At 62.0% G+C, this 25474-nt stretch carries 27 protein-coding genes and 1 pseudogene; 14 read left to right on the top strand and 14 right to left on the bottom strand.

The window, feature by feature from the left end; genetic code table 11:
• Positions 1-13: 13 nt before the first annotated feature.
• From BM019_RS00525 to cysB, 3 genes are all read left to right on the top strand, one after another.
• Positions 14-919 carry a 5'-nucleotidase gene (locus tag BM019_RS00525; RefSeq protein WP_007931385.1) on the top strand — a complete coding sequence of 302 codons (906 nt, stop codon included), beginning with the start codon at positions 14-16 and terminating at the stop codon, positions 917-919.
• Between the two features lie 93 nt (positions 920-1012).
• Positions 1013-1513 carry a universal stress protein gene (locus BM019_RS00520; RefSeq protein ID WP_007931386.1) on the top strand — a complete coding sequence of 167 codons (501 nt, stop codon included), beginning with the start codon at positions 1013-1015 and terminating at the stop codon, positions 1511-1513.
• Positions 1514-1625: 112 nt separating this feature from the next.
• Positions 1626-2600 (top strand): HTH-type transcriptional regulator CysB, encoded by a 975-nt coding sequence (cysB, locus tag BM019_RS00515; RefSeq protein ID WP_007931387.1) that lies wholly within the window; start codon positions 1626-1628, stop codon positions 2598-2600.
• A 7-nt stretch (positions 2601-2607) separates the two neighbouring features.
• On the opposite strand, the gene BM019_RS00510 is transcribed toward cysB, so the two are convergent.
• Entirely contained in the window at positions 2608-3090 is a 483-nt protein-coding gene (locus BM019_RS00510) for a GreA/GreB family elongation factor (RefSeq protein ID WP_062825078.1), read from the bottom strand.
• A gap of 2 nt (positions 3091-3092) precedes the next feature.
• Positions 3093-3488 (bottom strand): hypothetical protein, encoded by a 396-nt coding sequence (locus tag BM019_RS00505; RefSeq protein ID WP_092417373.1) that lies wholly within the window; start codon positions 3486-3488, stop codon positions 3093-3095.
• A gap of 122 nt (positions 3489-3610) precedes the next feature.
• On the opposite strand from BM019_RS00505, the gene earP reads away from it, so the two are divergent.
• Both earP and BM019_RS00495 read left to right on the top strand, forming a co-directional pair.
• Complete coding sequence (earP, locus tag BM019_RS00500; protein WP_092417372.1) at positions 3611-4744, top strand: elongation factor P maturation arginine rhamnosyltransferase EarP; 1134 nt, start codon at positions 3611-3613, stop codon at positions 4742-4744.
• A gap of 48 nt (positions 4745-4792) precedes the next feature.
• Positions 4793-5365 (top strand): elongation factor P, encoded by a 573-nt coding sequence (locus BM019_RS00495; protein ID WP_007931398.1) that lies wholly within the window; start codon positions 4793-4795, stop codon positions 5363-5365.
• Positions 5366-5446: 81 nt separating this feature from the next.
• Here BM019_RS00495 and BM019_RS00490 read toward each other — a convergent pair whose 3' ends face one another.
• The 4 genes from BM019_RS00490 to BM019_RS00475 all read right to left on the bottom strand — a co-directional run bounded on the left by BM019_RS00490 (position 5447) and on the right by BM019_RS00475 (position 8688).
• On the bottom strand, positions 5447-6460 hold the full coding sequence (locus tag BM019_RS00490) for an alpha/beta hydrolase (protein ID WP_092417371.1): 1014 nt from the start codon (positions 6458-6460) through the stop codon (positions 5447-5449).
• A gap of 41 nt (positions 6461-6501) precedes the next feature.
• A complete protein-coding gene (locus BM019_RS00485; protein ID WP_009044954.1) occupies positions 6502-6921 on the bottom strand; it encodes an organic hydroperoxide resistance protein in 420 nt (139 codons plus the stop codon).
• Positions 6922-7200: 279 nt separating this feature from the next.
• Complete coding sequence (locus BM019_RS00480) at positions 7201-7662, bottom strand: MarR family winged helix-turn-helix transcriptional regulator (protein ID WP_009044953.1); 462 nt, start codon at positions 7660-7662, stop codon at positions 7201-7203.
• A gap of 75 nt (positions 7663-7737) precedes the next feature.
• Entirely contained in the window at positions 7738-8688 is a 951-nt protein-coding gene (locus BM019_RS00475) for a LysR family transcriptional regulator (protein WP_053262160.1), read from the bottom strand.
• A 107-nt stretch (positions 8689-8795) separates the two neighbouring features.
• Here BM019_RS00475 and BM019_RS00470 point away from each other — a divergent pair, with 107 nt between their 5' ends.
• A complete protein-coding gene (locus tag BM019_RS00470) occupies positions 8796-9545 on the top strand; it encodes a sulfite exporter TauE/SafE family protein (RefSeq protein WP_092417370.1) in 750 nt (249 codons plus the stop codon).
• On the opposite strand, the gene BM019_RS00465 is transcribed toward BM019_RS00470, so the two are convergent.
• Positions 9535-10389, bottom strand: a complete 855-nt coding sequence (locus tag BM019_RS00465) for a LysR substrate-binding domain-containing protein (protein WP_162136185.1) — start codon at positions 10387-10389, stop codon at positions 9535-9537. The genes BM019_RS00470 and BM019_RS00465 overlap by 11 nt on opposite strands.
• A 97-nt stretch (positions 10390-10486) precedes the next feature.
• Between BM019_RS00465 and BM019_RS00460 the strand changes: the two genes are divergently transcribed.
• Positions 10487-10708, top strand: a complete 222-nt coding sequence (locus tag BM019_RS00460; protein ID WP_009044950.1) for a DUF1127 domain-containing protein — start codon at positions 10487-10489, stop codon at positions 10706-10708.
• A gap of 64 nt (positions 10709-10772) precedes the next feature.
• Complete coding sequence (locus tag BM019_RS00455; RefSeq protein WP_092417369.1) at positions 10773-11984, top strand: winged helix-turn-helix domain-containing protein; 1212 nt, start codon at positions 10773-10775, stop codon at positions 11982-11984.
• Between the two features lie 46 nt (positions 11985-12030).
• Here BM019_RS00455 and BM019_RS00450 read toward each other — a convergent pair whose 3' ends face one another.
• Positions 12031-13377 carry a class II 3-deoxy-7-phosphoheptulonate synthase gene (locus BM019_RS00450; RefSeq protein WP_007931431.1) on the bottom strand — a complete coding sequence of 449 codons (1347 nt, stop codon included), beginning with the start codon at positions 13375-13377 and terminating at the stop codon, positions 12031-12033.
• 161 nt (positions 13378-13538) lie between these two features.
• Between BM019_RS00450 and BM019_RS00445 the strand changes: the two genes are divergently transcribed.
• Positions 13539-14294, top strand: coding sequence for a spermidine synthase (locus BM019_RS00445; protein ID WP_092417368.1), 756 nt, complete (start codon positions 13539-13541; stop codon positions 14292-14294).
• A gap of 77 nt (positions 14295-14371) precedes the next feature.
• Here the strand turns inward: BM019_RS00445 and BM019_RS00440 are convergent, their stop codons facing one another.
• The gene (locus BM019_RS00440) at positions 14372-15163 is read right to left on the bottom strand and encodes a crotonase/enoyl-CoA hydratase family protein (protein WP_009044947.1); all 792 of its coding nucleotides are present in this window, start codon (positions 15161-15163) and stop codon (positions 14372-14374) included.
• On the bottom strand, positions 15129-15464 hold the full coding sequence (locus BM019_RS30705; RefSeq protein ID WP_175510547.1) for a hypothetical protein: 336 nt from the start codon (positions 15462-15464) through the stop codon (positions 15129-15131). The genes BM019_RS00440 and BM019_RS30705 overlap by 35 nt, the downstream gene beginning before the upstream one ends.
• 85 nt (positions 15465-15549) lie before the next feature.
• On the opposite strand from BM019_RS30705, the pseudogene BM019_RS00430 reads away from it, so the two are divergent.
• Positions 15550-17257: pseudogene (locus BM019_RS00430) on the top strand (DEAD/DEAH box helicase).
• Between the two features lie 113 nt (positions 17258-17370).
• Here BM019_RS00430 and BM019_RS00425 read toward each other — a convergent pair.
• The gene (locus BM019_RS00425) at positions 17371-18138 is read right to left on the bottom strand and encodes a DODA-type extradiol aromatic ring-opening family dioxygenase (protein WP_092417367.1); all 768 of its coding nucleotides are present in this window, start codon (positions 18136-18138) and stop codon (positions 17371-17373) included.
• Between the two features lie 101 nt (positions 18139-18239).
• Between BM019_RS00425 and BM019_RS00420 the strand changes: the two genes are divergently transcribed.
• The gene (locus tag BM019_RS00420) at positions 18240-18902 is read left to right on the top strand and encodes a thiopurine S-methyltransferase (protein ID WP_092417366.1); all 663 of its coding nucleotides are present in this window, start codon (positions 18240-18242) and stop codon (positions 18900-18902) included.
• 69 nt (positions 18903-18971) lie between these two features.
• Here the strand turns inward: BM019_RS00420 and htpX are convergent, their stop codons facing one another.
• Together htpX and BM019_RS00410 are read right to left on the bottom strand one after the other, a co-directional pair.
• A complete protein-coding gene (gene htpX / locus BM019_RS00415; protein ID WP_007931437.1) occupies positions 18972-19862 on the bottom strand; it encodes a protease HtpX in 891 nt (296 codons plus the stop codon).
• A 301-nt stretch (positions 19863-20163) separates the two neighbouring features.
• Positions 20164-21375 (bottom strand): pyridoxal phosphate-dependent aminotransferase, encoded by a 1212-nt coding sequence (locus BM019_RS00410; protein ID WP_025805478.1) that lies wholly within the window; start codon positions 21373-21375, stop codon positions 20164-20166.
• A 224-nt stretch (positions 21376-21599) separates the two neighbouring features.
• On the opposite strand from BM019_RS00410, the gene msrB reads away from it, so the two are divergent.
• The 3 genes from msrB to BM019_RS00395 all read left to right on the top strand — a co-directional run bounded on the left by msrB (position 21600) and on the right by BM019_RS00395 (position 23049).
• On the top strand, positions 21600-21992 hold the full coding sequence (gene msrB / locus BM019_RS00405) for a peptide-methionine (R)-S-oxide reductase MsrB (RefSeq protein WP_007931439.1): 393 nt from the start codon (positions 21600-21602) through the stop codon (positions 21990-21992).
• Between the two features lie 113 nt (positions 21993-22105).
• Positions 22106-22591, top strand: coding sequence for a glutathione peroxidase (locus tag BM019_RS00400; protein ID WP_092417365.1), 486 nt, complete (start codon positions 22106-22108; stop codon positions 22589-22591).
• Entirely contained in the window at positions 22588-23049 is a 462-nt protein-coding gene (locus tag BM019_RS00395) for a MarR family winged helix-turn-helix transcriptional regulator (RefSeq protein ID WP_092417364.1), read from the top strand. The genes BM019_RS00400 and BM019_RS00395 overlap by 4 nt, the downstream gene beginning before the upstream one ends.
• Here the strand turns inward: BM019_RS00395 and BM019_RS00390 are convergent.
• Positions 23033-25354 carry a hybrid sensor histidine kinase/response regulator gene (locus BM019_RS00390; protein WP_009044940.1) on the bottom strand — a complete coding sequence of 774 codons (2322 nt, stop codon included), beginning with the start codon at positions 25352-25354 and terminating at the stop codon, positions 23033-23035. The genes BM019_RS00395 and BM019_RS00390 overlap by 17 nt on opposite strands.
• Between the last annotated feature and the right edge of the window lie 120 nt (positions 25355-25474).

Here is a 25474-nt window from a genome sequence, read left to right as displayed (position 1 = left end):
GAGGAGAGGGGATATGGCAAAGGGCTTGGGCGGTAAACTGGTGGTGGCGATTTCATCGCGGGCCCTGTTCGATCTCAGCGAGAGCCATAAGGTCTATCTGGCCGAGGGGGTCGAGGCCTACCGCAAGTATCAGATCGATCACGAGGAGGAATCCCTCGAACCGGGCGATGCTTTTCCCCTGGTGAAAAAGCTCTTGAGCCTCAATGCCAGCCTCGGCCGGGCGCGGGTCGAGGTGGTGCTGGTGTCGCGTAACAGTGCCGACACGGGCCTGCGGGTCTTCAACTCGATTCAGCATTACGGCCTGGATATTTCCCGGGCCGCGTTTGTTGGTGGCCGCAGCCCTTATCCCTACCTCGCGGCCTTTGGTTGCGACTTGTTTCTTTCCACCCATGCCGAAGATGTGCGCAGCGCACTGGACGCCGGGTTCGCCGCGGCGACCATTCTTTCCGGTGGCGCCCGACGCGCCGCCAGCGCCGAACTGCGGATCGCTTTCGACGGTGACGCCGTGCTGTTTTCTGATGAGTCGGAGCGGGTCTATCAGCTCGGTGGCCTGGAAGCCTTTCAGGCCAAGGAGCGCGAGTCCGCCCGCGAGCCGTTGCGTGGGGGGCCGTTCAAAGGCTTCCTCGCCGCGCTCAATCTGTTGCAGCGCGAATTCCCCGACGATGGTTGTCCGATCCGCACCGCCCTGGTGACGGCGCGTTCGGCACCGGCCCATGAGCGAGTGATCCGCACCTTGCGCGAATGGGATATCCGCCTGGACGAATCGTTGTTCCTGGGCGGCCTGGAGAAGGCCGCCTTTCTCGAAGCCTTCGCCGCCGATGTGTTCTTCGACGATCAGGCGGGTCATTGCGAACTGGCTCGCGAAGTGGTCGCCACCGGTCACGTACCCCACGGTATCAGCAACGAAACCAAGGTTTAGCTCAATGTTCACGGGCTTGCGCGGGACGTCGTAGTCGCCTTGGCACTGCTAAGCTGAATCAATCTCCGCCATATTGGCAGTCGAGGAGGTCATATGATTCGTTCGATGCTGTATGCCACTGACCTCGGTCTGTATGCGCCCTACGTGATGCAACATGCCCTGGAGCTGGCTCGAACATTCAATGCCGAATTGCACGTGGTTCATGCGGTGGAGCCCATGGGACTGTTTGCCGAGTCGGTGTTACAGAGTTATCTCGACGAACAGGCCCTGAATGAGTTTCACAGTCAGGGTCTGAGCACGGTGATGGCGAATATCGAGCAACGGGTGCTCGACAGCTTTCGCGAAGAGTTGGGGGAGGGTATGCAGGATCTCGCGCTGATTCAGTCGGTCAGGGTCTTTCAGGGGGACCCCTCGCACGTCATTCTCGAGCAGGCGTCGAAACTCTCTGTGGATTTGTTGATCGTAGGAAGTCACAGCCATGGGGCGGGCGGTGAAACTCCATTGGGCAGGACGGCAGCCAGGGTACTGCAACTGGCCAAGGTTCCGGTTTACCTGGTGCCCTTGGTACAGCGTCGGCGGCTCGGAGATATCTGACGCGGTTATTGGAATTTTCTTAATAAAAGTTCTAGATTTATTCTTCGAACCATTAATATAGTTATATACCGTCGCTGATGCCCGTGGCGTCTACCTGCTTTGAGGGATTCATATGAAGCTTCAACAATTGCGCTACATCTGGGAAGTGGCGCACCACGACCTCAACGTCTCCGCTACAGCCCAAAGCCTTTATACGTCGCAGCCGGGTATCAGCAAGCAGATTCGCCTGCTCGAGGACGAGCTGGGGGTCGAGGTATTCGCTCGCAGCGGCAAGCACCTGACTCGCGTCACCCCGGCTGGCGAACGCATCATCACTACCGCCGGCGAGATCCTGCGCAAGGTTGAAAGCATCAAGCAGATCGCCCAGGAATTCTCCAACGAGAAGAAGGGCACCCTGTCGATCGCCACCACCCACACCCAGGCCCGTTATGCCTTGCCGCCGGTGATCAGCAGCTTCATCAAGCAGTACCCGGATGTGGCGTTGCACATGCATCAGGGCTCGCCGATGCAGATCGCCGAAATGGCCGCCGATGGCACCGTCGACTTCGCCATCGCCACCGAAGCGTTGGAGCTGTTCGGCGATCTGGTGATGATGCCGTGCTACCGCTGGAATCGCTGCGTGGTAGTACCGCAGGGCCACCCGCTGACCAAGCTGCCGAAGCTGACCCTGGAAACCCTCGCCGAATACCCGATCGTGACTTACGTGTTCGGTTTCACCGGCCGTTCCAAGCTCGACGAAGCCTTCAGCCATCGCGGCCTGACGCCGAAGGTGGTGTTCACCGCCGCCGACGCCGACGTGATCAAGACTTACGTACGCCTGGGCCTGGGTGTGGGCATCGTCGCCAAGATGGCGGTCGATACCAAGCTCGACAGTGACCTAGTGGTACTGGATGCCAGCGAACTGTTCGAGTCGAGCATCACCAAGATCGGGTTCCGTCGTGGCACTTTCCTGCGTGGCTTCATGTGCGACTTCATCGAGAAGTTCGCGCCGCACCTGACGCGCGAAGTGATGGCCAAGGCCATTCAGTGCCACAACAAGCAGGAGCTCGAAGAACTGTTCGACGGCGTCGAACTGCCTGTCCACTAAGTCGGGCTTACTTGACCTCGGTGACAGCGAACTGTTGCCGAGCGCCCGCGACGACGATCTCCAGTTCATCCCCCTCGAACTTGCCCAGCAGGCCTTTGCCCAGCGGTGAACGAGGGGTGATGACGGTCACCGGTTGCCCCACCACCTCTACTTTCAGTCCTGCCCCATCCGGCGCCAGGAACAGCCATTGTTCGTGGCCGTTTTCGTCTTCGAGGCCCAGCAACGCGCCAACCTGGATACCGACCTGCTCATCGTACGGGCGCAGGGTCAGGTTCTGGCAGAGCGCCAACGCCTGCCGGATTTCCTCGACGCGCCTGGCCTGGCCGGCGGCGAGATAGGAGGCCTCGAGCCCCAGGGTGTCGTACTTGTTTTCGGCAATGTTCTCTTCGTGGGTCGCCGCCTCATAGGCGGTCTGCGCCGCACGCTGGGCGATCTCCAGATCGCCACGGAGTTTGTCGAGAATCAGCTGGTGGACCGTAGACTTGTTCATGATCAATCGCAGAATTGCAGGACGTTGGCCCGGCTCTTTTCGCTCGGCGCCGTCTGGTCCTGTTGCAACCAGAACTGGCATTTCGGGTTGGACTGGTTGCGCAGGTTGCTGCGCGCATTATCCAGGGCCTGCTGCTGTTCGTTTTTACGCAGGTTTTCCTGGTACTGCTCGAACATGCGGTTGGACGCTGCCGATTCCGCACTGGGCGGTTTTGCCAGCTGTTGCACGGCCTGGGCGACGGGCGCCAATGGCTGGTCGAACAGAAAACGCCAGGCCAGCCCGCAGGTCAGGGCGATCGCCAGAAAACCCAGCCACAATCCCAGGGCAATACTGCCGCTGAGTTGAAGTGCGTTTACGCTAATACGTAATGATCGACGGGGTGTCGGGCGATAGGGCATGGCAGCCTCCTGGCAGGCGGTGTCGGCAAGCTGCGATTGTCGCACGAAGATTATCGGCGTTGGCTCTTCTGTCTGTGACCATTTATGCGGACAATCGGCGCCTTTGCCAAATGGAGCCCGGAATGAAAGCCTCCTGGGATATTTTCTGCAGCGTCGTCGACAACTACGGCGATATCGGTGTGACCTGGCGGCTGGCCCGGCAACTGGTGGCCGAGCATCAGTGCGCGGTGCGGCTGTGGGTGGATGACCTGCGGGCCTTCGAGCGTTTGTGTCCGCCCATCGATATCGCCTTGCCTCAGCAATGGCAGGAAGGCGTCGATGTGCGTCACTGGCCAACCGAGTGGTCGCCGGTGGCGGCTGCCGATGTGGTGATCGCGGCCTTTGCCTGCCAGTTGCCAGCGGCTTATATGGAGGCGATGGCCGAACGTGAACATACCCCTTTGTGGCTGAACCTCGATTACCTCAGCGCCGAGGCCTGGGTGACCGGCTGCCACGGTCTGCCCTCGGTGAAGTTCAAGGGCGTGCAGAAGTACTTCTTTTTTCCTGGGTTTCAAGCCGGCACCGGTGGGCTGCTACGTGAGGCTGGATTGCTGGAGCGGCGCAGGGCGTTTCAGCAGGACCCCCTGGCCCGGCAACGCTTCCTGGAAGGGCTCGACGTATTTGCTGCACCTGGCGCGCGATTGATGTCGCTGTTCGCCTATGAGAACGCCGGCCTGGCCAGTTGGCTGCAAGCGCTGGCTGCCGACTCGCGGGCTACCCATCTACTGGTTCCCGAGGGGCGGATCCTCGGTGACGTACAACGCTGGCTGGGTGTCGAGGCGCTGGCGGCGGGTGCAGTGCAGGTCCGTGGGGCCTTGACGGTGCAGGTGCTGCCGTTCGTCCGACAGGAGGAATACGACCAGCTCCTGTGGTCCTGCGATTTCAACGCGGTACGCGGCGAGGACTCGTTCGTGCGCGCGCAGTGGGCCGGCCGGCCGATGCTCTGGCACATTTATCAACAGGACGAAGACATCCACCTGGACAAGCTCGACGCCTTTCTCGAGCTTTATACGCGGGGGCTGTCACCAGAGGCCAAGGCGGCGCTGATCGACCTGTGGCGGGCCTGGAATGCCGGAGGCGAGATGACACAAGGCTGGAAAAAGCTGCTCGAACACTGGCCGGAAGTGGCTGCTCACGCCGAAAAGTGGTGTCTGGAACAGGGCTCGCAGCCCGATCTTGCTGCGGCGCTGGTGCAGTTTTACCTAAATTGGATATGATACGCGGCCTAGATTTTTGTAAATCCCATCCAAATTCGGATATTCGCAATGAAAACTGGTAAAGAACTCAAACCCGGTACCGTGATCCGTATCGACAACGATCCTTGGCTGGTTCAGAAAGCTGAATTCACCAAGTCCGGTCGTAACAGCGCGATCATGAAGACCAAGCTGAAGAACCTGCTGACCGGTTACAAGACCGAAACCGTTTACGGTGCGGACGACAAACTGGACGACGTGATCCTGGATCGCAAAGAAGCGACCCTGTCGTTCATCAGCGGCGACACCTACACGTTCATGGACACCACCGACTACACCATGTACGAGCTGAACGCTGAAGACATCGAAGCTGTTCTGCCGTTCATCGAAGAAGGCATGACCGACGTTTGCGAAGCCGTGTTCTTCGAAGACCGTCTGGTTTCCGTTGACCTGCCGACCACCATCGTGCGCCAGGTTGACTACACCGAAGGTTCCGCTCGCGGCGACACTTCCGGCAAGGTGATGAAGCCTGCCAAACTGAAGAACGGTACCGAGCTGTCGGTTGCTGACTTCATCGAAATCGGCGACATGATCGAGATCGATACTCGCGAAGGCGGTTCCTACAAAGGCCGCGCCAAGGTTTAAGCCACTGCTTGAATCCTTAGCCACGAAAAAGCCCGACCATCGAGTCGGGCTTTTTTGTGGCCGAAGGTCCGGGTGGCAAACTTACTTCAGATGTTGCTTGAGCTCTTCGCTGGCCTGCAGCAGGGCCGAACGCACCGCGGGTACCTGGCTGAGCACGTTGAGCAGACCGTAGTCGTGGATCATCCCGTTGTAGCGCACCGAGGTCACGGTCACGCCGGCTTCGTCCAGCTTGCGGGCATAGGCTTCGCCTTCGTCGCGCAGGACGTCGGCGCCGGCCGTCTGGATCAGCGCGGGTGGCAGGCCCTTGAGCTGGGCGCTGGTGGCGCGCAGCGGTGAAGCGTAGATCTCGTTACGCTGCCGGGCATCGGTGGTGTAGTTGTCCCAGAACCACTTCATCATGTTTTTGCTGAGGAAGTGTCCCTCGGCATACTGGTTGTATGACGCCGTTTCGAAATTCGCGTCGGTTACCGGCCACAACAACAGCTGGAACCGAATCGCCGGCGTGCCCTTGTCCTTGGCCATCAGGCTGACCACTGCTGCCATATTGCCGCCGACGCTGTTGCCGGCAACCGCCAGGCGCTTGCCGTCGACGTTGATTTCCTGGCCATGCTCGGCCACCCAGCGAGTGGCGGCGTAAGCCTGATTGATCGCCACCGGGTAATGAGCTTCCGGGGACGGCGTGTAATTGACGAATACCGCCGCCGCCCCGGAGCCCACCACCAGGTCCCGCACCAGCCGTTCGTGGGTCGGGAAGTCTCCCAGTACCCAGCCGCCGCCATGGAAAAACATGAACACTGGCAACGTGCCTTTCACCCCGGCTGGCCTGACGATGGTCAGGCTGATGGCCTGGCCGTCGACGTCGATGGTCTTCTGGCTGATATCCGCCTTGGGTAGCGTCAGCTTGACCCCGGCCTGGGCACCGGCCAGCACGGCGCGGGCCTCTTTGGGTGTCATCTGTTCCATCGGCTTGCCGCCGCCGGCGTTCAAGGCGTCGAGGAACGCCTGGGTGTTGTGTTCGACCCCGCCTTCGGCGAACGCCGTGTTGATGGACAGGGCGAGAAGGCTGCCGGTCAAGACCTTGCTGAAAGTGTTCATGTTCGTCTCCTGGGCGGTGCGGGCGCTGGCGCGCAGCTGGGTTAGACAGTCACGTGCAGACGTACGTCGACGTTGCCGCGGGTGGCGTTGGAGTAAGGGCAGACCTGGTGAGCCGCTTCGACCAGGGACTGCGCATCGCTCTGTTCAAGACCTGGCAGGCTGATATGCAGGTCGATGTCCAGGCCGAAGCCACCAGGAATCTGGCCGATGCCGACGTGCGCAGTGATCGAAGCGTTGTCCGGGATCTTGCGCTTGCTTTGGCTGGCGACGAATTTCAGGGCGCCGATAAAGCAGGCGGAGTAGCCGGCGGCGAAGAGTTGCTCAGGGTTGGTCGCCTGGCCGCCGGCACCACCGAGTTCTTTGGGGGTGGAGAGTTTGACGTCGAGGATGTTGTCGCTGGAGACGGCGCGACCATCACGGCCACCGGTTGCGGTTGCGACTGCGGTATAGAGAGTTTGCATGGTGTGAGCCTCTTGGGTTTCGAGTTTTTGCGCTAAATGTTTGTGCGCTAAGTAATTGCGAAATAAATGTATCGCTCAAATATTTTGTGCGCAAGATAATTTTTTGAAAAAAACTCGGAAATGCTTGCCAACAGTCCATATTTTTTGGCTAAGCGAATGATTTAAATAATATTTTTATCGATAAATTTTTTCGTCGATACGCTGTTAGCGGCAACGAAACAGAGAGAATCGCGAGCAAGCGCTCCTGCAGAAAGGCAGGGCGTGCTCGCGAGCGCGCCGTTAAAGGCTGTCTTGCAGATGGCCGCGCAGGTTCAGCAGATCGGCCTGCAGTTTGCGCAGTTGCTCCAGGGTCAGGCCGCTGGCGCCGAGGATGCATTGGGGAATGCCTCGCGCCCGGTCATACAGGGCCCGGCCTTGCTCGGTCAGCTCGATGATCACCACCCGTTCGTCTTCGCGGCTGCGGGTCCGGCTCAGCAATCCCTCGGCTTCCAGGCGCTTGAGCAAGGGCGTCAATGAACCGGGATCGGTCAGCAGGCGACTACTGATCTCGCCGACGGTCAGGCCGTCCTGCTCCCAGAGCACCATCATTGCCAGGTACTGGGGATACGTTAGGCCCAGCTCCTGCAGCAGTGGTTTATAGACTTTGGTCATCAGCAACGAAGTCGAGTGAAGGGCGAAACACAGCTGGTTATCCAGCAGCAGATCGTCGCATTTTTCCGGGGTGGAGCCTTTGGTGTTCATGGTCGGGCCTTGATCGATACTCGCCCTGAATCTAGCGGGCGAATCTTTAATGCGCCAGATAATTCTCACGAGCGCTCAGCCCATGGCGCTCTGCAGGGCCAGATCCCAGGGCGGAATCGGACTGAAGCGAGTCTTCAGGTATTCCAGCAACAGGCGGCTGCGAGCGTTGGTGTGCTGTTCCAGGCGCAAGGCGTAGATACCAGCGCTTTCCGGTTTGGGCAGGCCGGTTTCGCAGAACAGCGGTAACAGTTCCCCACGCAGCAGGTATTCGCTGGCCAGCCAGGTCGGCAGGTGGGCGATGCCCAGTCCGGCCAGGGCTCCGGATAGCAGGGCCTCGGCATTGTTGGCACTCATGCGGATGCGTTGTGGGCGATGAGTCTGCAACTGCCCGTCCAGTTCGAAGCGCCAGGCGAACAGTGGAGCCAGACCGTCCCAGTCCAGGCCATCGTGCTGGCTCAGTTCGGCGGGATGCACCGGGGTGCCGCGCAGCTTGAGGTAGGCCGGGCTGGCGCAGGCGATGCGCACGATGCTCGCCAATGATGTCGCAACCATCCGGGTATCGACCCTTTGCCCGGCGCGCAGCACCAGATCGACCTTGCCCAGGTGCGAGCCCTGCATGTCGACGAAGCTGTCGATCAGGTGCAACTGCACATCCAGCCCCGGATAGAGCATCAGGAAATCGGCGATCGCCGGCGCCAGGTGTCGCCGGCCGAACGCCGCGGGAGCGTCGATGCGGATCAGGCCTTCCGGCGCGTGGCTCAAGGACACGGCTTCCGCCCGCGCCAGTTGCAGTTCGGCGACGATGCGCCGGGCGCGTTCGGCAAAGGCCTGGCCAGCCGCCGTCGCCACCACCGCGTGGGTGGTGCGCATGAACAGCTTGCTGCCGACGGCACTTTCCAGGCTGTCGATACGCCGGGCCACCGCCGAAGGGGTCAAGGGATGCCGGCGGGCGGCGGCGGAAAAACTCCCGGCTTCCAGCACATCGAGGAACAGGCCAAGCTGGTCGGTGAGGGCGTTGGGGTTCATGGTGGGCATTTGCCTGTGCGAATTTGGCAAAGCCATTGTGCGTTGCTGTGCGTTTCCGCACCAGAGCCGACTGCGTAGCATGCAAGGCCTGAGTGAGGAGAGCGGCGGTGATCGATTTAGCGATGTATGTGGTATTGGGCGCGGCGCTGGGCACGGTGGGCGGCTTGTTCGGGATCGGTGGAGGGCTGATTGCGATTCCGGTGCTGGGTGTGCTGTTCGGGCTGGACCAGCAGATCGCCCAAGGCACGGCGTTGGTGATGGTGGTGCCGAACGTGATGCTCGCGCTGTGGCGTTATCACCAGCGCAACCGGATCGAGGCGCGCCATGCGTTGCCGTTGGCCCTGATGGGTTTCTGTTTTGCCTGGCTCGGTTCGATCTGGGCGGTGGGCATCGATGCCCAGGTCATGCGGGTTGGCTTCGTTGCGTTCCTGATGGCCTTGTCGGCCTACAACCTGTTGCGCATGTTCCTGGCCAATGCCCCGGCTTCGGCGCAGATGCGCTATCCCTGGCCGTGGCTCGGTGTGCTGGGTGCGGCTTCCGGGGCCATGGGCGGGTTGTTCGGCGTCGGCGGCGCGGTGGTTGCCACCCCGGTGCTGACCAGCGTGTTCGGCACCACCCAGGTGGTCGCCCAGGGGCTGTCGCTGGCCCTGGCCCTGCCCAGCACCGGGGTGACCCTGGTGACCTACGGGGTGCATCAGGAAGTGGACTGGATGATCGGCCTGCCGCTGGCGGCGGGTGGGCTGCTGAGCATCAGTTGGGGGGTGAAAATCGCCCACGCGCTGCCCGAGCGCATGCTGCGCGGGCTGTTCTGCGGCTTTCTGGTGATCTGCGCGGTGATGCTCGCCTTTAAAGTTTGAAGCCTTCGACTATGTGCTCGGCCAGGCATTCGGTGATGGGCGAAGGCGTGTTGAGGTTGCGCACCAGCATGATGCTGGCCTCGGGCAGCAGGGGCAGATCTTCGGCGGCGCCCAGAATGCGCATGTCCGGGGTGATCAGGCTTTCCAGCTGCGCGGTGATCGCCAGGCCGGCGCTGACCACGGCCATCAGTGCCGACAGGCTGGAGCTGTTATAGGCGATGCGATAGTCGCGACCGGCGGCGTCCAGCGCATTGCAGGCCCACTGCCTGCAGAAGCAATCGCTGTTGAACATCGCCAGGGGCAGCGGCGTCTGTTCGTGGGGGCAGAACCCCTGGGCCTCGGCCCAGACGAAACGCTCCTTGCGCAGCAACTGGCCGATTTCGCTGCCCGGCTCGCGGGTGACGATAGACAGGTCCAGATCCTGGCGCAGCAGCAGTTGCTTGGACGACTCGCAATGCACCTCGATCTGGATCAAGGGGTAGGCCTGGGCAAAGCGCGACAGGATCCCCGGCAGAAAACGCATCACGTAATCGTCCGGCGTACCGATGCGCACGGTGCCGACCATGTGCGGCTCGCGCAGGGTGTTGAACACCTCGCTGTGCAGTTTCAGGATGCGCCGTGCGTAACCCAGCAGCACCTGGCCTTCGGCGGTCAGGCGTACCTGCCGGCCCTCACGCTGGAACAACTGGCGTTGCAACACGTCTTCCTCGAGCCGCTTCATCTGCATGCTCACCGCGGACTGGGTGCGATTGACCTGCTCCCCGGCCTTGGTGAAACCGCCCTGGTCGGCGATGGCGACGAAGGTGCGCAGGACCTCGGTATCAATGCTTGGGTAGCTGGACAATTCATCAAACTCCGAGATGTATTGCATAAGAAACATTCGTTGGATTGATCTTAGCCCTGGGTGGAGACTTGAGCCATCCCCACTGGAGGGCAAGACGATGAAAGGTCAAAAAGGTTTTGTATTGGCTCACAGGTTGGCATGGCATGGCGTTTCCTTGCGGCATTTGCTGCAGAGGATTGTCCGCTGGCATGAGCTGCACCGTGAACGCAACATGCTGGCCGGCATGAGTGACGAGGCGCTGAAGGATATCGGTCTCAGTCGCGCGGATGTGGAGCGGGAGACCGTGCGGCCGTTCTGGGACGATCCGATGCACAAGTGAATGTCAAAGCGCTACACAAGCCACTTCTCACTGAGGTAGTTTGCGGGCAGACAAGGAGATTGCCATGCCCGCAGAACTGTCCTTTTCCCTCAAGCAGGCTCGGCGTCTGGCGCTGGCCGCCCAGGGTTTTTCCGGGCGGCCGCTGCCTGCGACGATCAGGCCCGCACAGCTCAATCGCCTGATCGCGCGCCTGGGTATCCTGCAGATCGATTCGGTCAACGCCTTGGTGCGCTCGCACTACCTGCCGCTGTTTTCCCGTCTTGGCGACTATCCCGCGCGACTGCTGGACCAGGCTGCCTGGAGCCAGGGCCGGCAACGCACGCTGTTCGAATACTGGGGCCACGAAGCCTCGTTGCTGCCGCTGTCGCTGTACCCGCTGATGCGCTGGCGCATGCAGCGGGCCAGCCAGGGGCAGGGGATCTACCAGCAGTTGGCGCGTTTTGGCCAGGAGCAGCAGGCGACTATCCGCCGGGTGCTGGCCGCGGTCGAGGAACAGGGCGCCCTCGGGGCGGGCAGCCTGTCGACCCGCGAGGAGCGCGCCGGCCCCTGGTGGGACTGGAGTGCGGAGAAGCACGCGCTGGAGTGGCTGTTCGCTGCCGGTGAGGTGACGGTCGCTGGCCGGCGTGGGTTCGAGCGCTTGTACGACTTGCCGGAGCGGGTGATTCCTTCGAGCATCCTGCAGCATTCGCCGCTCAGCGAGGCCGACGCCCAGCGCGGTTTGCTGCTGCATGCCGCCAGCGCCCTGGGCGTGGCCACCGAGAAGGATCTGCGCGACTATTTTCGCCTGGAGCCGGCAGACAGCCGGGCGCGTTTGGCGGAATTGCTGGAAGGCGGCGAATTGCTGGCCTGCAAGGTAGCAGGCTGGAAGCAAGCGGCGTATTGCCTGCCAGAGGCCAAGGTGCCGCGCAGCGTGCCGGCCAGCGCCTTGCTGTCTCCCTTCGATTCGCTGATCTGGGAACGCAGTCGTACCGAGCGCCTGTTCGATTTCCGCTATCGCCTGGAGATCTACACCCCGCAGCACAAACGGGTGTACGGCTATTACGTGCTGCCGTTTCTGCACCACGAACGGATCGCCGCACGGGTCGACCTGCGGGCAGAAAGAGCGCAGGGGCGCCTGGCGGTGCATGCCGTGCATGAGGAGGATCAGGGGCTGGACGAGCAGGGGATACAGGCGCTGGCGAGCAGCTTGCGGAGTATGGCCGACTGGCTGGGGCTGGCCGATGTCCAGCTCAATTGCCCGAGGGCCAGCGCCCAGCGCTTGCGCGTGTTTCTTTGACGAGCATCGATCATCCAGTTTCCCCTGGATGATCGATGCTAGGGGTTCAACGCTTGACCTGTTTCAAGGTCTCGGCAATCAGGAACGCCAGCTCCAGCGACTGATCGGCGTTCATCCGTGGGTCGCAATGGGTGTGGTAGCGATCCGACAAAGCATCTTCGGTAATCGGCCGCGCGCCACCGATGCACTCGGTGACGTTCTGCCCGGTCATCTCGATGTGGATACCGCCGGCATAACTGCCCTCGGCTTCGTGGACCTGGAAGAACTGCTTCACCTCATTGAGGATCTGCGCGAAATCCCGGGTCTTGTAACCGCTGCTGGCCTTGATGGTGTTGCCATGCATCGGGTCGGAACTCCACAGCACCTTCTTGCCTTCGCCTTCCACCGCGCGGATCAGCTGCGGCAGGTGGTCGCCGACCTTGTTCACACCCATGCGCACGATCAGGTTCAGGCGGCCCGGATCGTTGTCCGGGTTGAGGATGTCGATCAGGCGGATCAGCTCCTCGGTGTTCATGCTCGGGCCCACCTTGACCCCGATCGGGTTATTCACCCCGCGCAGGAATTCGACGTGGGCGCCGTCGAGCTGGCGGGTGCGATCGCCGATCCACAGCATGTGCGCCGAGCAGTCGTAATAGTCGTTGGTCAGGCTGTCGCGACGGACGAAGGCTTCCTCATAGTTCAGCAGCAGCGCCTCGTGGGCGGTGAAGAAGCTGGTCTCGCGCAGCTGCGGCGAGCTGTCCATGCCGCAGGCGCGCATGAAGGCCAGGGTTTCGTCGATGCGGTCGGCCAACTGGCTGTACTTCTCGGCCAGGGCGGAGTTGGCGATGAAGTCCAGGTTCCATTTGTGCACCTGGTGCAGGTCGGCAAAACCGCCCTGGGCAAAGGCGCGCAGCAGGTTCAGGGTGGCGGTGGCCTGGTGATAGGACTGCAGCAGGCGGTCCGGGTCCGGCACCCGGCTTTTTGCATCGAAACCGATGCCGTTGACGATATCGCCGCGGTAGGCCGGCAGGGTCACGCCGTTGATGGTTTCGTCATTGGCCGAGCGCGGCTTGGCGAACTGGCCGGCCATGCGCCCGACCTTGACCACCGGGCAACCGGCGGCGAAAGTCATGACGATCGCCATCTGCAGCAGGACCTTGAAGGTGTCGCGGATCTTCGCCGCCGAGAACTCGGCGAAGCTCTCGGCGCAATCGCCTCCCTGCAGCAGAAAGGCACGGCCCTGGGTCACTTCGGCAAACTGGCGGCGCAACTCCCGGGCTTCGCCGGCAAACACCAGCGGCGGGTAGCTGGCCAGGGTCTGCTCGACCTGCAACAGGTGTGCGGCGTCGGGGTAGACGGGTTGTTGCTGGATCGGCAGGGCGCGCCAGCTGTCAGGGCTCCAGGGTTGGCTCATCACGGACTCGGGTGTTTTTAAGGTCGGACAGGCATGTTATCAGCAATTAGTGCGTGACCTGTTCCCGCCGGTTCGCGGACAATCGCGCCTTTCCCGCTCGGCGCCGAGCGGCCGGTTTATCGCGACGGTGAGGTTGAGCCCCGTCGCGGCTAGGAGAAGAGATGACTGAGGAGCGCGTCGAGCGCCTGCTCGCCGAAGTGCACGATGAGTTCGGCATGATTCGGGTACTGGAAGTGGCGGATTACCGCTTCCTCGAATTTGGCGATGCCATCGAGCAGAGCTGCGTGTTTACCGCCGACCCGAGCTGGCTGGAGTACGACTACACCCGCGCCATGCTGATCGGCGCGCTGTGCCATGAGCAGCCCGAGAGCGCGCTGTTTCTCGGTCTGGGCGCCGGCACCCTGACTCAGGCCTGCCTCAAGTTCCTGCCGCTGGACGATGTCGAGGCCATCGAGCTGCGCCCCGACGTGCCGCGCCTGGCTATCGAGTACCTGGGGCTGGATGACGATCCGCGTCTGTATATCCGGGTCGGCGATGCGCTCGAACTGCTGGACAGTGCCGAGTCGGCGGACCTGATTTTCGTCGACCTGTACACCGATGTCGGGCCGGGCATCGGGCACCTGGCCTGGGGTTTCCTGGAAAACTGCCAGAAGCGCCTCAACCCGGGCGGCTGGCTGGTGATCAACCAGTGGGCCACCGACGATGGCAAGCCTCTCGGTGCAGCCTTGCTGCGCGGGCTTTACCACCGGCATTACTGGGAGCTGCCGGTGAAGGAGGGCAACGTGATTCTGATCGTGCCGTCCGACCTGGAGCAGGGGCTGGACATGGACGGCCTGAGCGCCCGGGCCGAGGCGCTGGTGCCACGCCTGGGCTATTCGTTGCAGCCGTTGATCAAGTGCATCCGGCCGGCGACCTGAGTCGGCTGGTCGAGCGTATCTGTAGGCGCGAGGCTTGCCTGCGATAGGGCCTCACATTCACCACGGGTTCAGACCGCTCAACATCCCTTGAACACCCCCGGGCGCTTCTCGACCATCGCTCGTACACCTTCCTTGGCGTCCTCGCTGTTCAACAGCGCCTTCACCAGCGGCGGCAGCCCCTGCGCTGCCGCGCTTTCTCCTTCGAGCCGGGCTTGTCGGGCCGACATCAGGGTGGCTTGAACCCCCAATGGCGCCTGACAGGCGATCCGTTCGGCGAGGGCCAGGGCGCGGGGCAGCAGGTCTTCGCTGGCCATCACCTCCTGCACCAGCCCCAGGCGCAGGGCTTCATGGGCGTCGAATTCGTCGCCGGTGAGCAACCAGCGCATGGCATTGCCCCAGCCGGCGATCTGATGCAGGCGCAGGGTGGCGCCGCCAAAGGGAAAGATGCCGCGTTGCACTTCCAGCTGGGCGAAGCGGGTATTACTGGCGCACAGGTTGATATCCGCCGCCAGCATCAGCTCGATGCCTATGGTCAGGCAGTAGCCCTGCACCGCGACTATCACCGGTTTGCTGACCCGCGGCCCGGCGAAGACACCCCAGGGATCGCAACCGCCGGCCGGTGCCTGCCAGCCTTCGGCGAGTTTCGCCCCGACGTTGGCCAGGTCCAGCCCCGCGGTGAAGTGCTCGCCATGGCCGAACACCACGGCGACCCGGGCCTCGCTGCTGGCCTCGAACTCGCCGTAGGCCAGGCTGAGTTGATCGAGCAGCTGCAGGTCGAAGGCATTGCGCTTGGCGACCCGGTCCAGGCCGATGAGGAAGAGATGACCACGCTGTTCACGGCTGACGCGACTGCAACTGGGCTGGCTCATGGGGCATTTCCTCGGACGGTAAAGAGTGTCTCGGACCGACGGTATCGGCCGGCAAGATGAACCGTTTAAGCGTCATCCCCCGACAGGCGTGGGCCTGTGCAAAATAGACCTTTGCCGGATTATCCGCAAAGCCTGTGACAACTAGGCATTCAGCGGGTTTTTCCGATAAAAAAAACTCCCTTTTTTGAGTAATTCCGGTATAGTGCGCGCCGGCCTTTAACCGGGCCTCGTTTAGGTGATGCAATTCCCCGAAGTCAGCTTCGGCTGCTTGTCCGCTGCGCGGACTATCCTTGACGTTCATTTCTTTCAATCGTTTTCGCAAATCCCCGCCGACAAAGCTGCCAGGGTGACTCTTGAGTCTTACACGGCATGCGCAGCTTTGGAGCATGGGTCTTTGCGGATGCACTTAGAGGCAGACCCATGACCCAGGAAATCGGCGGCTTCGCCGCTCTTGAACTTCATCCCAATATTGTCGCTGCAGTAGTCGCTACCGGCTATGAAGAGCCTTCGGCCATTCAGCAGCAGTCGATCCCGATCATCCTCGCCGGTCACGATATGATTGGTCAGGCGCAAACCGGTACCGGTAAGACCGCCGCGTTCGCCCTGCCTATCCTGCACCGCATTGATCCGTCCAAGCGCGAGCCGCAAGCTCTGATCCTGGCCCCAACCCGTGAGTTGGCGCTGCAAGTTGCAACCGCTTTCGAAACCTACGCCAAGCAAATGCCGGGCGTAACTGTTGTGGCTGTCTACGGCGGCGCGCCGATGGGCCCACAACTGAAAGCAATCCGTAATGGCGCACAGATCGTTGTCGCCACTCCGGGCCGTCTGTGCGACCACCTGCGTCGCGACGAAAAAGTCCTGGCTACCGTGAACCACCTGGTTCTCGACGAAGCCGACGAAATGCTGAAACTGGGCTTCATGGATGACCTGGAAGTCATCTTCAAGGCCATGCCGGAAACCCGTCAGACCGTACTGTTTTCGGCCACCCTGCCGCAGTCGATCCGCGCGATCGCCGAGCGTCACCTGAAGGACCCGAAACACGTCAAGATCCAGAGCAAGACCCAGACCGTTACCGCGATCGAACAGGCTCACCTGTTGGTTCACGCTGACCAGAAGACTTCTGCCGTTCTCAGCCTGCTGGAAGTGGAAGATTTCGACGCCCTGATCATGTTCGTACGCACCAAGCAAGCGACCCTGGACCTGGCCAGTGCCCTGGAAGCCAAAGGCTACAAGGCCGCTGCGCTGAACGGCGACATCGCGCAGAACCAGCGTGAGCGTGTGATCGACTCTCTCAAGGATGGCCGCCTGGACATCGTTGTGGCGACCGACGTTGCTGCCCGTGGCCTGGACGTACCGCGCATCACCCACGTATTCAACGTGGACATGCCGTACGACCCGGAATCCTACGTGCACCGTATCGGCCGTACCGGCCGTGCCGGTCGCGAAGGTCGTGCGCTGCTGCTGGTGACTCCACGCGAGCGCCGCATGCTGCAAGTGATCGAGCGTGTAACCGGTCAGAAGGTTGCCGAGGTTCGCCTGCCGGACGCTCAAGCCGTTCTCGACGCGCGCATCAAGAAGCTGACCAACAGCCTGTCGCCGCTGGTCGCTGACGCTGAATCGACCCACGGTGATCTGCTGGATCGCCTGACCGCCGATATCGGTTGCAGCCCACGTGCCCTGGCCGCGGCCCTGCTGCGCAAGGCCACCAACGGTCAGGCGCTGAATCTGGCAGCGATCGAGAAGGAACGCCCACTGGTGCCAAACAGCGCGCCACGTGGCGACCGTCCTGAGCGTTCCGGCGATCGTCCTGATCGCGGTGAGCGTGAGCGTCGCGCGCCGATGCCTCTGGCTGAAGGTCGTGCCCGTTGCCGTACCGCGCTGGGCGCGCGTGACGGTATCGCGGCCAAGAACCTGCTGGGCGCCATCCTCAACGAAGGCGGCCTGGCCCGCGAAGCCATCGGTCGCATCCAGGTGCGTGACAGCTTCAGCCTGGTCGAGCTGCCGGAGGACGGTCTGGAGCGTCTGCTGACCAAACTGAAGGACACTCGTGTGGCCGGCAAGCAGTTGAAGCTGCGTCGCTATCGCGAAGACTGATCAGTACTGAGCTGATTGGTTGAACGAAAAAATCCCCGCCTGGTGCGGGGATTTTTTTTGCCTGGGGGTTGGATCAGTTGTCGCATCGTGATGCGCCAGGCCCGGCAGTGGCATCAGCCGAAGCGATAGATATCCATGCCCAGCGCGCCCATGGTGAAGCCTTGATGGGCGATGCTGAAGTCGCCACCGGCGCCTCTGGCGAAGTACAGCGGCAGCAGGTGTTCATCGCTGGGGTGGCTGCGCACGGCATTCGGTGCCTGGCGACGGTAGTCGTGCAGCGTGGCTTCGTCGTTGGCGGCGAGCTTCTCGATCATCCAGTCGCGGAACGCCTTGGCCCAGGGCTCGATGCTTTCCGGGCCAGCGTGCCAATCCAGTTCGCGCAGGTTGTGGGTAATGCTGCCCGAGCCGATCAATAGCACCCCTTGTTGCCGCAGGCTGGACAGGGCATGGCCGACCTGGGTCTGCAAGGCCGGGCCCATTCGGCTGGGCAGGGAAACCTGGACCACCGGAATATCCGCCTGTGGGTACATCAGCGACAGCGGTACCCAGACCCCATGGTCGAACGGGCGCTGGTCGTCGAGCTGCGCCGGCAGGCCGTCGGCCCTGAGCAGCTGCGCCACCTGTTCCGCCAGTTCAGGCTGGCCGGGGGCCGGGTACTGCACGGCGAACAGCGCGGCGGGAAAGCCGCCGAAGTCATGCCAGGTTTGCGGTCGCGGGTTGCTGCTGACCCGCAGGTCCTGGCTTTCCCAGTGGGCCGACACCACCACTATGGCCTTGGGCCGCGGCAGCTCGGCGGCCAGGCGGGCGAGGGCCGGGCCGCTGGCGCCGGGTTCCAGGGCGAGCATCGGTGATCCGTGGGAGATGAACAGGCTAGGGAGCATGAATAAGGTCCTGAGCGTTAAGATGCACCATCTTCAATCAGATCATTGATCTAAATCTAATATAAGTTTTTGTAGTTTTTGATCGAATTTCAGGGTGATTTATGCAGCCGGAGTTTTGGCACAAACGGTGGGAACAGAATCAGATCGGCTTCCATTTGTCCGAGGTTAATCCTTACCTGCAACGCTACTGGCCCCAGCTGGAGCTGGAGCTGGCGTCGGGTTCGCGGGTGCTGGTGCCGCTGTGCGGCAAGAGCCTGGACCTGAGCTGGCTGGCCAGCCAGGGTCATCAGGTGCTGGGTATCGAGTTGTCGGAGAAGGCCATCCAGGACTTTTTCAGCGAGCAGCAGGTGCAGCCGCAGGTCAGCCTTCGAGGTGGATTCAAGGTCTATGAGTACGGCCCGATCCAGCTCTGGTGCGGCGACTTCTTTGCCCTGCAGGCCACGGATGTCGCCGACTGCCAGGCTTTGTACGACCGGGCGGCGTTGATCGCCTTGCCGCCGCAGATGCGTGAGCGGTATGCGGCGCATCTGCAGTCCATCCTGCCCCAGGGCTGCCAGGGGCTGCTGATCACCCTGGACTACGACCAGGCGCTGATGGCGGGGCCGCCTTTCGCCGTGCTCGATGACGAGGTCAAGGCCTTGCTCGGTAAGCGCTGGCAGCTGCGGGTCGAGGAGGTGCGGGACATTCTTGGCGAGAGTTGGAAGTTTCTCCAGGGCGGCGTGACCCGCCTCGAAGAACGGGTCTATCGCTTGCTGGCGCGCTGAGCCCCGGCCTTTTTCCAGGCCATGAAAAAGGGCGACTTGCGTCGCCCTTTTTTGTGTTTGCCAGCGTTATCAGCCGCGACGACGGCTCAGGGCGTCGATACGCTCTTCCAGCGGAGGGTGGCTCATGAACATGCGAGCCAGGCCTTGTTTGAGGCCACCGTTGATGCCGAAGGCATTCAGGGTGTCGGGCATGTGCACCGGCAGGCCCTGTTCCGAGCGCAGGCGTTGCAGGGCGCCGATCATGGCCGCGGTACCGGCCAGTTGCGCACCGGCTTCGTCGGCACGGAATTCGCGCTTGCGCGAGAACCACATGACGATGGCGCTGGCCAGGATGCCCAGGACCAGTTCGGCGAAGATGGTCGCGATGTAATAGGCGATACCCTGGCCTTCTTCGTTCTTGAAGATCACCTTGTCGACGAAGTTGCCGATGATGCGCGCGAAGAACATCACGAAGGTGTTCACCACACCCTGGATCAGCGCCAGGGTGACCATGTCGCCGTTGGCCACGTGACCGATCTCGTGGGCCAGCACGGCTTTCACTTCATCGGGCGAGAAACGCTCGAGCAGGCCCTGGCTGACCGCAACCAGCGCGTCGTTCTTGTTCCAGCCGGTGGCGAAGGCGTTGGCCTCGTAGGCCGGGAAAATACCGACTTCGGGCATCTTGATCCCGGCTTCGCGGGACAGTTGCTCGACGGTTTGCAGCAGCCATTGCTCATGACGAGTACGAGGCTGGGTAATGATCTGGGTGCTGGTGCTCATTTTCGCCATCCACTTGGAGATGAACAGCGAGAACAGGGAACCGGCGAAACCAAAGACCGCACAGAAAACCAGCAGCTGATTGAGGTTGAGATCAACCCCATTGGCCGCCATGAACCCGTTGAAGCCGAAAAGGCTCAGGGTGATGCTGGCAATCAGCACGACCGCCAGGTTAGTGGCCAAGAACAGCAGGATGCGCATCATGGTTGTAGAAATCTCCTCATGCTAAAGATGTAGCGTTCTGCGGGGTATATAAGGTGCGGCACCGGCCTATTCAACCGGGTGACTATTTCAAACTGTGTCCTGCAGGCTGATTTTAGACGCTTGCATGAGCTTTCTGTCGCAGTTGGGCAGCCACCGGAAGCCGAGCCGCACTTCAGAGGCATGCAACCACTGGGCACAAGGCGCAAGGCAAAGATACAGAAGGGTAGGCGTAGCAGGGAGTACAGAAGTGTTGCTGAATTAATCGCAGTGCGACCGGGGCGGCCGCACTGCGTCGCAAGGCTTACTGGCGATACGACTTGAGGAAGCTGCCGATACGGCCGATCGCCTGTTCCAGGTCATCGACCCGCGGCAGGGTCACGACGCGGAAGTGGTCCGGCCATGGCCAGTTGAAGGCGGTGCCCTGAACCACCAGCAGTTTTTCCGAAAGCAGCAGGTCCAGGACGAACTTCTCGTCGTTGTGGATCGGGCAGACTTTCGGGTCGATTTTCGGGAAGGCGTACAGCGCGCCCATAGGCTTGACGCAACTGACGCCGGGGATGTCGTTGAGCAGTTCCCAGGTGCGGTTGCGCTGTTCCAGTAAACGGCCCGGTGGCAGCACCAGGTCGTTGATGCTCTGATAGCCGCCCAGCGCCGTTTGAATGGCGTGCTGGCTCGGCACGTTGGCGCACAGGCGCATGTTGGCCAGCATGTCGATGCCTTCGATGTAGCTCTGGGCGTGGTGCTTGGGACCGGAAATGGCCACCCAGCCGGAACGGAAACCGGCCACCCGGTAGGACTTGGACAGGCCGTTGAAGGTCAGGCACAGCAGGTCAGGCGCCAGGGAGGCGGTGCAGACGTGCACGGCATCATCGTAGAGGATCTTGTCGTAGATCTCGTCGGAGAACACCACCAGGTTGTGCTGGCGTGCCAGTTCGAGCATGTCCAGCAATACTTCCTTGGGGTACACCGCGCCGGTCGGGTTGTTCGGGTTGATGATCACCAGGGCCTTGGTGTTCGGGGTGATCTTGGCCTTGATGTCGGCGATGTCCGGCCACCAGTTGGCTTGCTCGTCGCACAGGTAGTGCACCGGGTTGCCGCCGGCCAGGCTCACGGCCGCGGTCCACAGCGGATAGTCCGGGGCCGGGACCAGCACTTCGTCACCGTTGTTGAGCAGGGCCTGCATGGCCATGACGATCAGTTCGGAAACGCCGTTGCCCAGGTAGATGTCTTCGATGCCGACGCCTTCCACCTGCTTTTGCTGGTAGTACTGCATGACGGCCTTGCGCGCGCTGAACAGGCCCTTGGAGTCGCTGTAGCCCTGTGCGGTCGGCAGGTTGCGGATTACGTCCTGGAGGATTTCGTCCGGCGCTTCGAAACCAAAAGGCGCCGGGTTGCCGATGTTCAGCTTGAGGATGCGATGGCCTTCCTCTTCCAGGCGTTTGGCGTGCTTGAGCACTGGGCCGCGAATGTCATAACAGACGTTGGCGAGCTTGTTCGATTTGCTGACCTGCATGGCGATGTGTTCCCGAAAATGAACGATCCAGACGGTGAGTGAGCTACCGTACTGGGAATCCTGCGTTTGCACACAGGCCTGAAGCCTGGGTTCGCGGCGGCAAAATCCGTTTGAACCCGTGTAACACGGCTGCCAGACTGGCGTCTAACGAGGCGCAATCATACGTGCCGCCCGATCCGTGGAAAAGATACAGATCGGGCTTTTTCAGTTGCAGAGGAAGGACCATGGAAAAGCTGGAAAAAACCCTTGAAGAATGGCGTGCCATGCTCGATCCGGAGCAGTACAACGTCTGTCGCCTCAAAGGCACCGAACGACCGTTCTCGGGCAAGTACAACGCCACCAAGACCGACGGTGTGTATCACTGCATCTGTTGCAATGCGCCGTTGTTCGACTCCAGGGCCAAATTCGATTCCGGTTGCGGCTGGCCGAGCTTCTACGAGCCGATCGGCGAGAGCGCCATGGTCGAGATCCGTGACCTGAGCCACGGCATGATCCGTACCGAAGTGGTCTGCGCCAAATGCGATGCGCACTTGGGGCATGTGTTCCCGGACGGTCCGCCGCCGACCGGCCTGCGCTACTGCATCAACTCGGTGTGCCTGGACCTGGTTCCACGCTGACCGGAGCGGGCGGCCAAGGCGATTTTTCGGAATCGCTTTTCGATTTATTAAATTGCACACAATTTAATTGAGTACTACTTTTATCGGACCTTTCATTTTTCGGAGTCCGCGCCATGAGTGACACATTGCTGAACATTCCGTGTACCACCATCAAGGGCGAGCAAAAGACCCTGGCCGACTTTGCCGGCAAGGCCGTGCTGGTGGTCAACACTGCGAGCAAGTGCGGTTTCACCCCGCAGTACAAGGGTCTGGAAGAACTGTGGCAGACCTACAAGGACCGGGGCCTGGTGGTACTGGGCTTTCCCTGCAACCAGTTCGGCAAGCAGGAGCCGGGCAACGAAGGGGCCATTTCCGAGTTCTGCGAGCTGAACTACGGCGTCAGCTTTCCGCTGTTCAAGAAGATCGACGTCAATGGCGCCGAGGCGCATCCGCTGTTCGTGCAGCTGAAAAAACGCGCGCCGGGGGTACTGGGTTCTCAGGGTATCAAGTGGAACTTCACCAAGTTCCTGATCGGCAAGGACGGCGCGCTGGTCAAGCGTTTCGCCCCGGCCACCAAGCCTCAGGACCTGACCGACGAGATCGAAGCCCTGCTCAAATGACCGACCTGTTCGCCGATTCGCTGAAACTCGACAGCCAGCTGTGCTTCAAGCTGTACGCCGCCTCGCGGGCCGTGGTGCGGGGCTACAAGCCGATGCTCGACCAGTTGGGGCTGACCTACCCGCAGTACCTGGTGATGCTGGTGCTCTGGGAATGGCAGGCCACGCCCCCCGAGCTGCCGACGGTCAAGGCACTGGGGGAACGCCTGGCGCTGGATTCCGGGACCCTGACGCCGTTGCTCAAGCGCCTTGAACAGCTGCAACTGGTGCAGCGCCAGCGTTCGCCCCGCGACGAGCGCGAAGTACACCTGAGCCTGAGCGCGGCCGGCCTGGGCCTGCGCGATCAGGTGCCGCCGCTCAAGGCCGCGCTGTTGTGCGACAGTGGGGTCGACCTCGACGGCCTGAGCGAATTGCGCCATGGCCTGGACCGGCTGCTGGCCCAGGTCAAAGCGCTGTCGTAGTCGGCACCCAGAGGTCCAGCAGGGCAATCAGCTCTTCACGGCGGAAGGGCTTGGACAGGTAGTCGCTCATGCCCGCGGCCCGGCAGCGCTCGCGCTCTTCGGGCATGGCATTGGCGGTCAGGGCGACGATCGGTAGGTCCGGCCAGCGGCCGCTGCGGCGGATCTGCCGGCTGGCCTCGTAGCCATCCATCACCGGCATGTTGCAGTCCATCAGCACCAGGTCGAAATGCTGGTGCTCCAGCACGTCCAGGGCCTCGGCACCCTGGGAGGCGACGGTCACCTCGCAGCCGAGCTTGCTCAACATGCCTTTGGCCACCAGTTGGTTCACCGGGTTGTCCTCCACCAGCAGGATGAAGGCGCGGCGCAGGGGCGCCAGGGTTTCCAGCTGGGTTTCGTTGATCACCGCGGTTTCGGCCAGCAGGGCCCGGCGCAGGGTCTGATACAGGGCGTTGCGCGCCAATGGCCGCGCCTGTTGCTGCAACGGCGCCAGGGCGCTGGCTTCTTCGCTGGGCAGGAAACTGCCGTAGGCGGTGACCAGCAGAATGGGTGCGCTGATACTCGGGCGCAGGCCGAACAGGCATTCCGGGCAGTCGGTGATCAACAGGTCCGGCTTCTGCCCGAGCAGTGACTCATCGAGATCGCAGCGCCGATACTCCAGCCCCCAGAACGGCAACTGCACGCTCAACAACTCGGCCAGGCCGCTGCCTTCGGAGGTAATGGCCAGTATCTGGCCGTGCAGCGGCGGCGGTGGGCTGGCTGGCGTGTGGCAGGGCAGCGGCAGGTCGGCACAGAACTGGCTGCCGAAACCCACTTCCGAGCTAATGCTCAGGCGCCCCTGCATGGCTTCGCAGAGGTTGTAGGTCAGGGCCAGGCCCAGGCCGGTGCCGCCGTATTGCCGGGTGATCCCGGCACCGGCCTGGGTATAGGGCTGGAAGATCTTCACCTGGGCCTCGCGGGCGATCCCGATGCCGGTGTCGCAGACTTCGATCCTGACCCCGTCCTCGAACGTACGCAGGCGCACATCGACACGGCCGAAGCGGGTGAACTTGAGGGCATTGGACAGCAGGTTGCTGACGATCTGCCGCACGCGCGTGGGGTCGCCGAGGACCAGGGCCGGAAACTCCGGCTCGATCAGGCAGGCCAGCTCGACGCTCGGCGCGGCGTTCTGCGACAGCAGGTTGGCGGTGTCTTCCACCAGTACCCCGAGGTCGAAGGGGATGCGCTCCAGCTCCAGCTGGCCGGCGTCGAACTTGGACATGTCGAGAATATCGTTGAGCAGCTCCACCAGCACTTTGCCGGAGTCGTGGGCGATCGACAGTTGCTGGCGTTGTTCGGCGTTCAGCGGGCTGTCCAGCGACAGGGCGATCATGCCCAGCAGGCCGTTGAGCGGCGTGCGGATTTCATGGCTCATGTTGGCCAGGAAGGCGGCACGCGCCTGGGCCATGTCGAGGGCGGTGCTACGGGCGACTTCCAGTTCTTCGTTGGACTGGCTCAGCCGGTCGTTGATCGCCTTGAGCTCGGTGGTGCGTGCCGAGACGATGTTTTCCAGCTGCCCGAGATAGTCGGTCAGGCGGTTTTCGGCATTGCGCCGTTGCTGGATCTCGGTGGCCATGTTGTCGAACTGCTGGTTGGCGACCTTGACCAGCACGCCGATCTCGTCCTGTTCGTGGCTGGGCGGGAAGTCCAGCCGGCTCTGGTCGGGGCTGCGCGGGTCGCGGCCGCTGAGTTCGCGAATGACGCCGACCAGGGGTTTGGTCAGCATCACGTAGAACAGCGCCAGCAGCAGCCCGGTGAGGATCAGGCTGCGCACGAAACCGTTGATCAGGGTGATTTCCGCACGACGCAGGAAGCGGCTGCCGAACGAGTAGGTGTCGACTTCCAGGTGCAGGACGCCGAGGGATTCCGAGGGCAGGTGATCGAGGTACAGGCGGTCCTGGAACTCGCGCTTGGCGCCGAACAGGAAGTCGCTGAGCATCCGGTAGGGGCTTTGCTGGGCCGGTCGGGTGACGTTGGCCAGCAAAGTGTCGTTGTTGTCGATCAGCCGGGCGCGGATGATCGCCGGCGAGCGCAGCAGGCCGAGGGTCAGCTCCTGGGCGAGTTCGGCGTCGATGTTGTAGGCGATACGCGAGGCCGGATTGTGGCTGATTTCCAGAAGGGCGTTGATTTCCCGGTTGATGGAGGCATCTTCACTGGCATAATCGATGCCGATCTGCAGCAGACTGAGCGCCGTCCCCAGGACAAACCCGACCAGCACAGTGAGCCTGGCTTGCTTGTAAGACAGGCGGTTGGTGAACTTGATGTCCATGGGGTGTTGAACCAATTTCCGTTTCCCTTCGCTGGGCAAGCATAGCTGATCGTCAGTGTGTGCCGGCAGGGCCCGGCGCCGTTCGCCTGCGGTAGACCAGGCATGCAGAAGGTCGTTGCG

This window comes from Pseudomonas sp. NFPP07 (assembly GCF_900115645.1).
Lineage (GTDB): Bacteria > Pseudomonadota > Gammaproteobacteria > Pseudomonadales > Pseudomonadaceae > Aquipseudomonas > Aquipseudomonas chlororaphis.
Note: the sequence above shows the minus strand (reverse complement) of the source record. Positions and strands in the feature narration are given on the sequence as shown.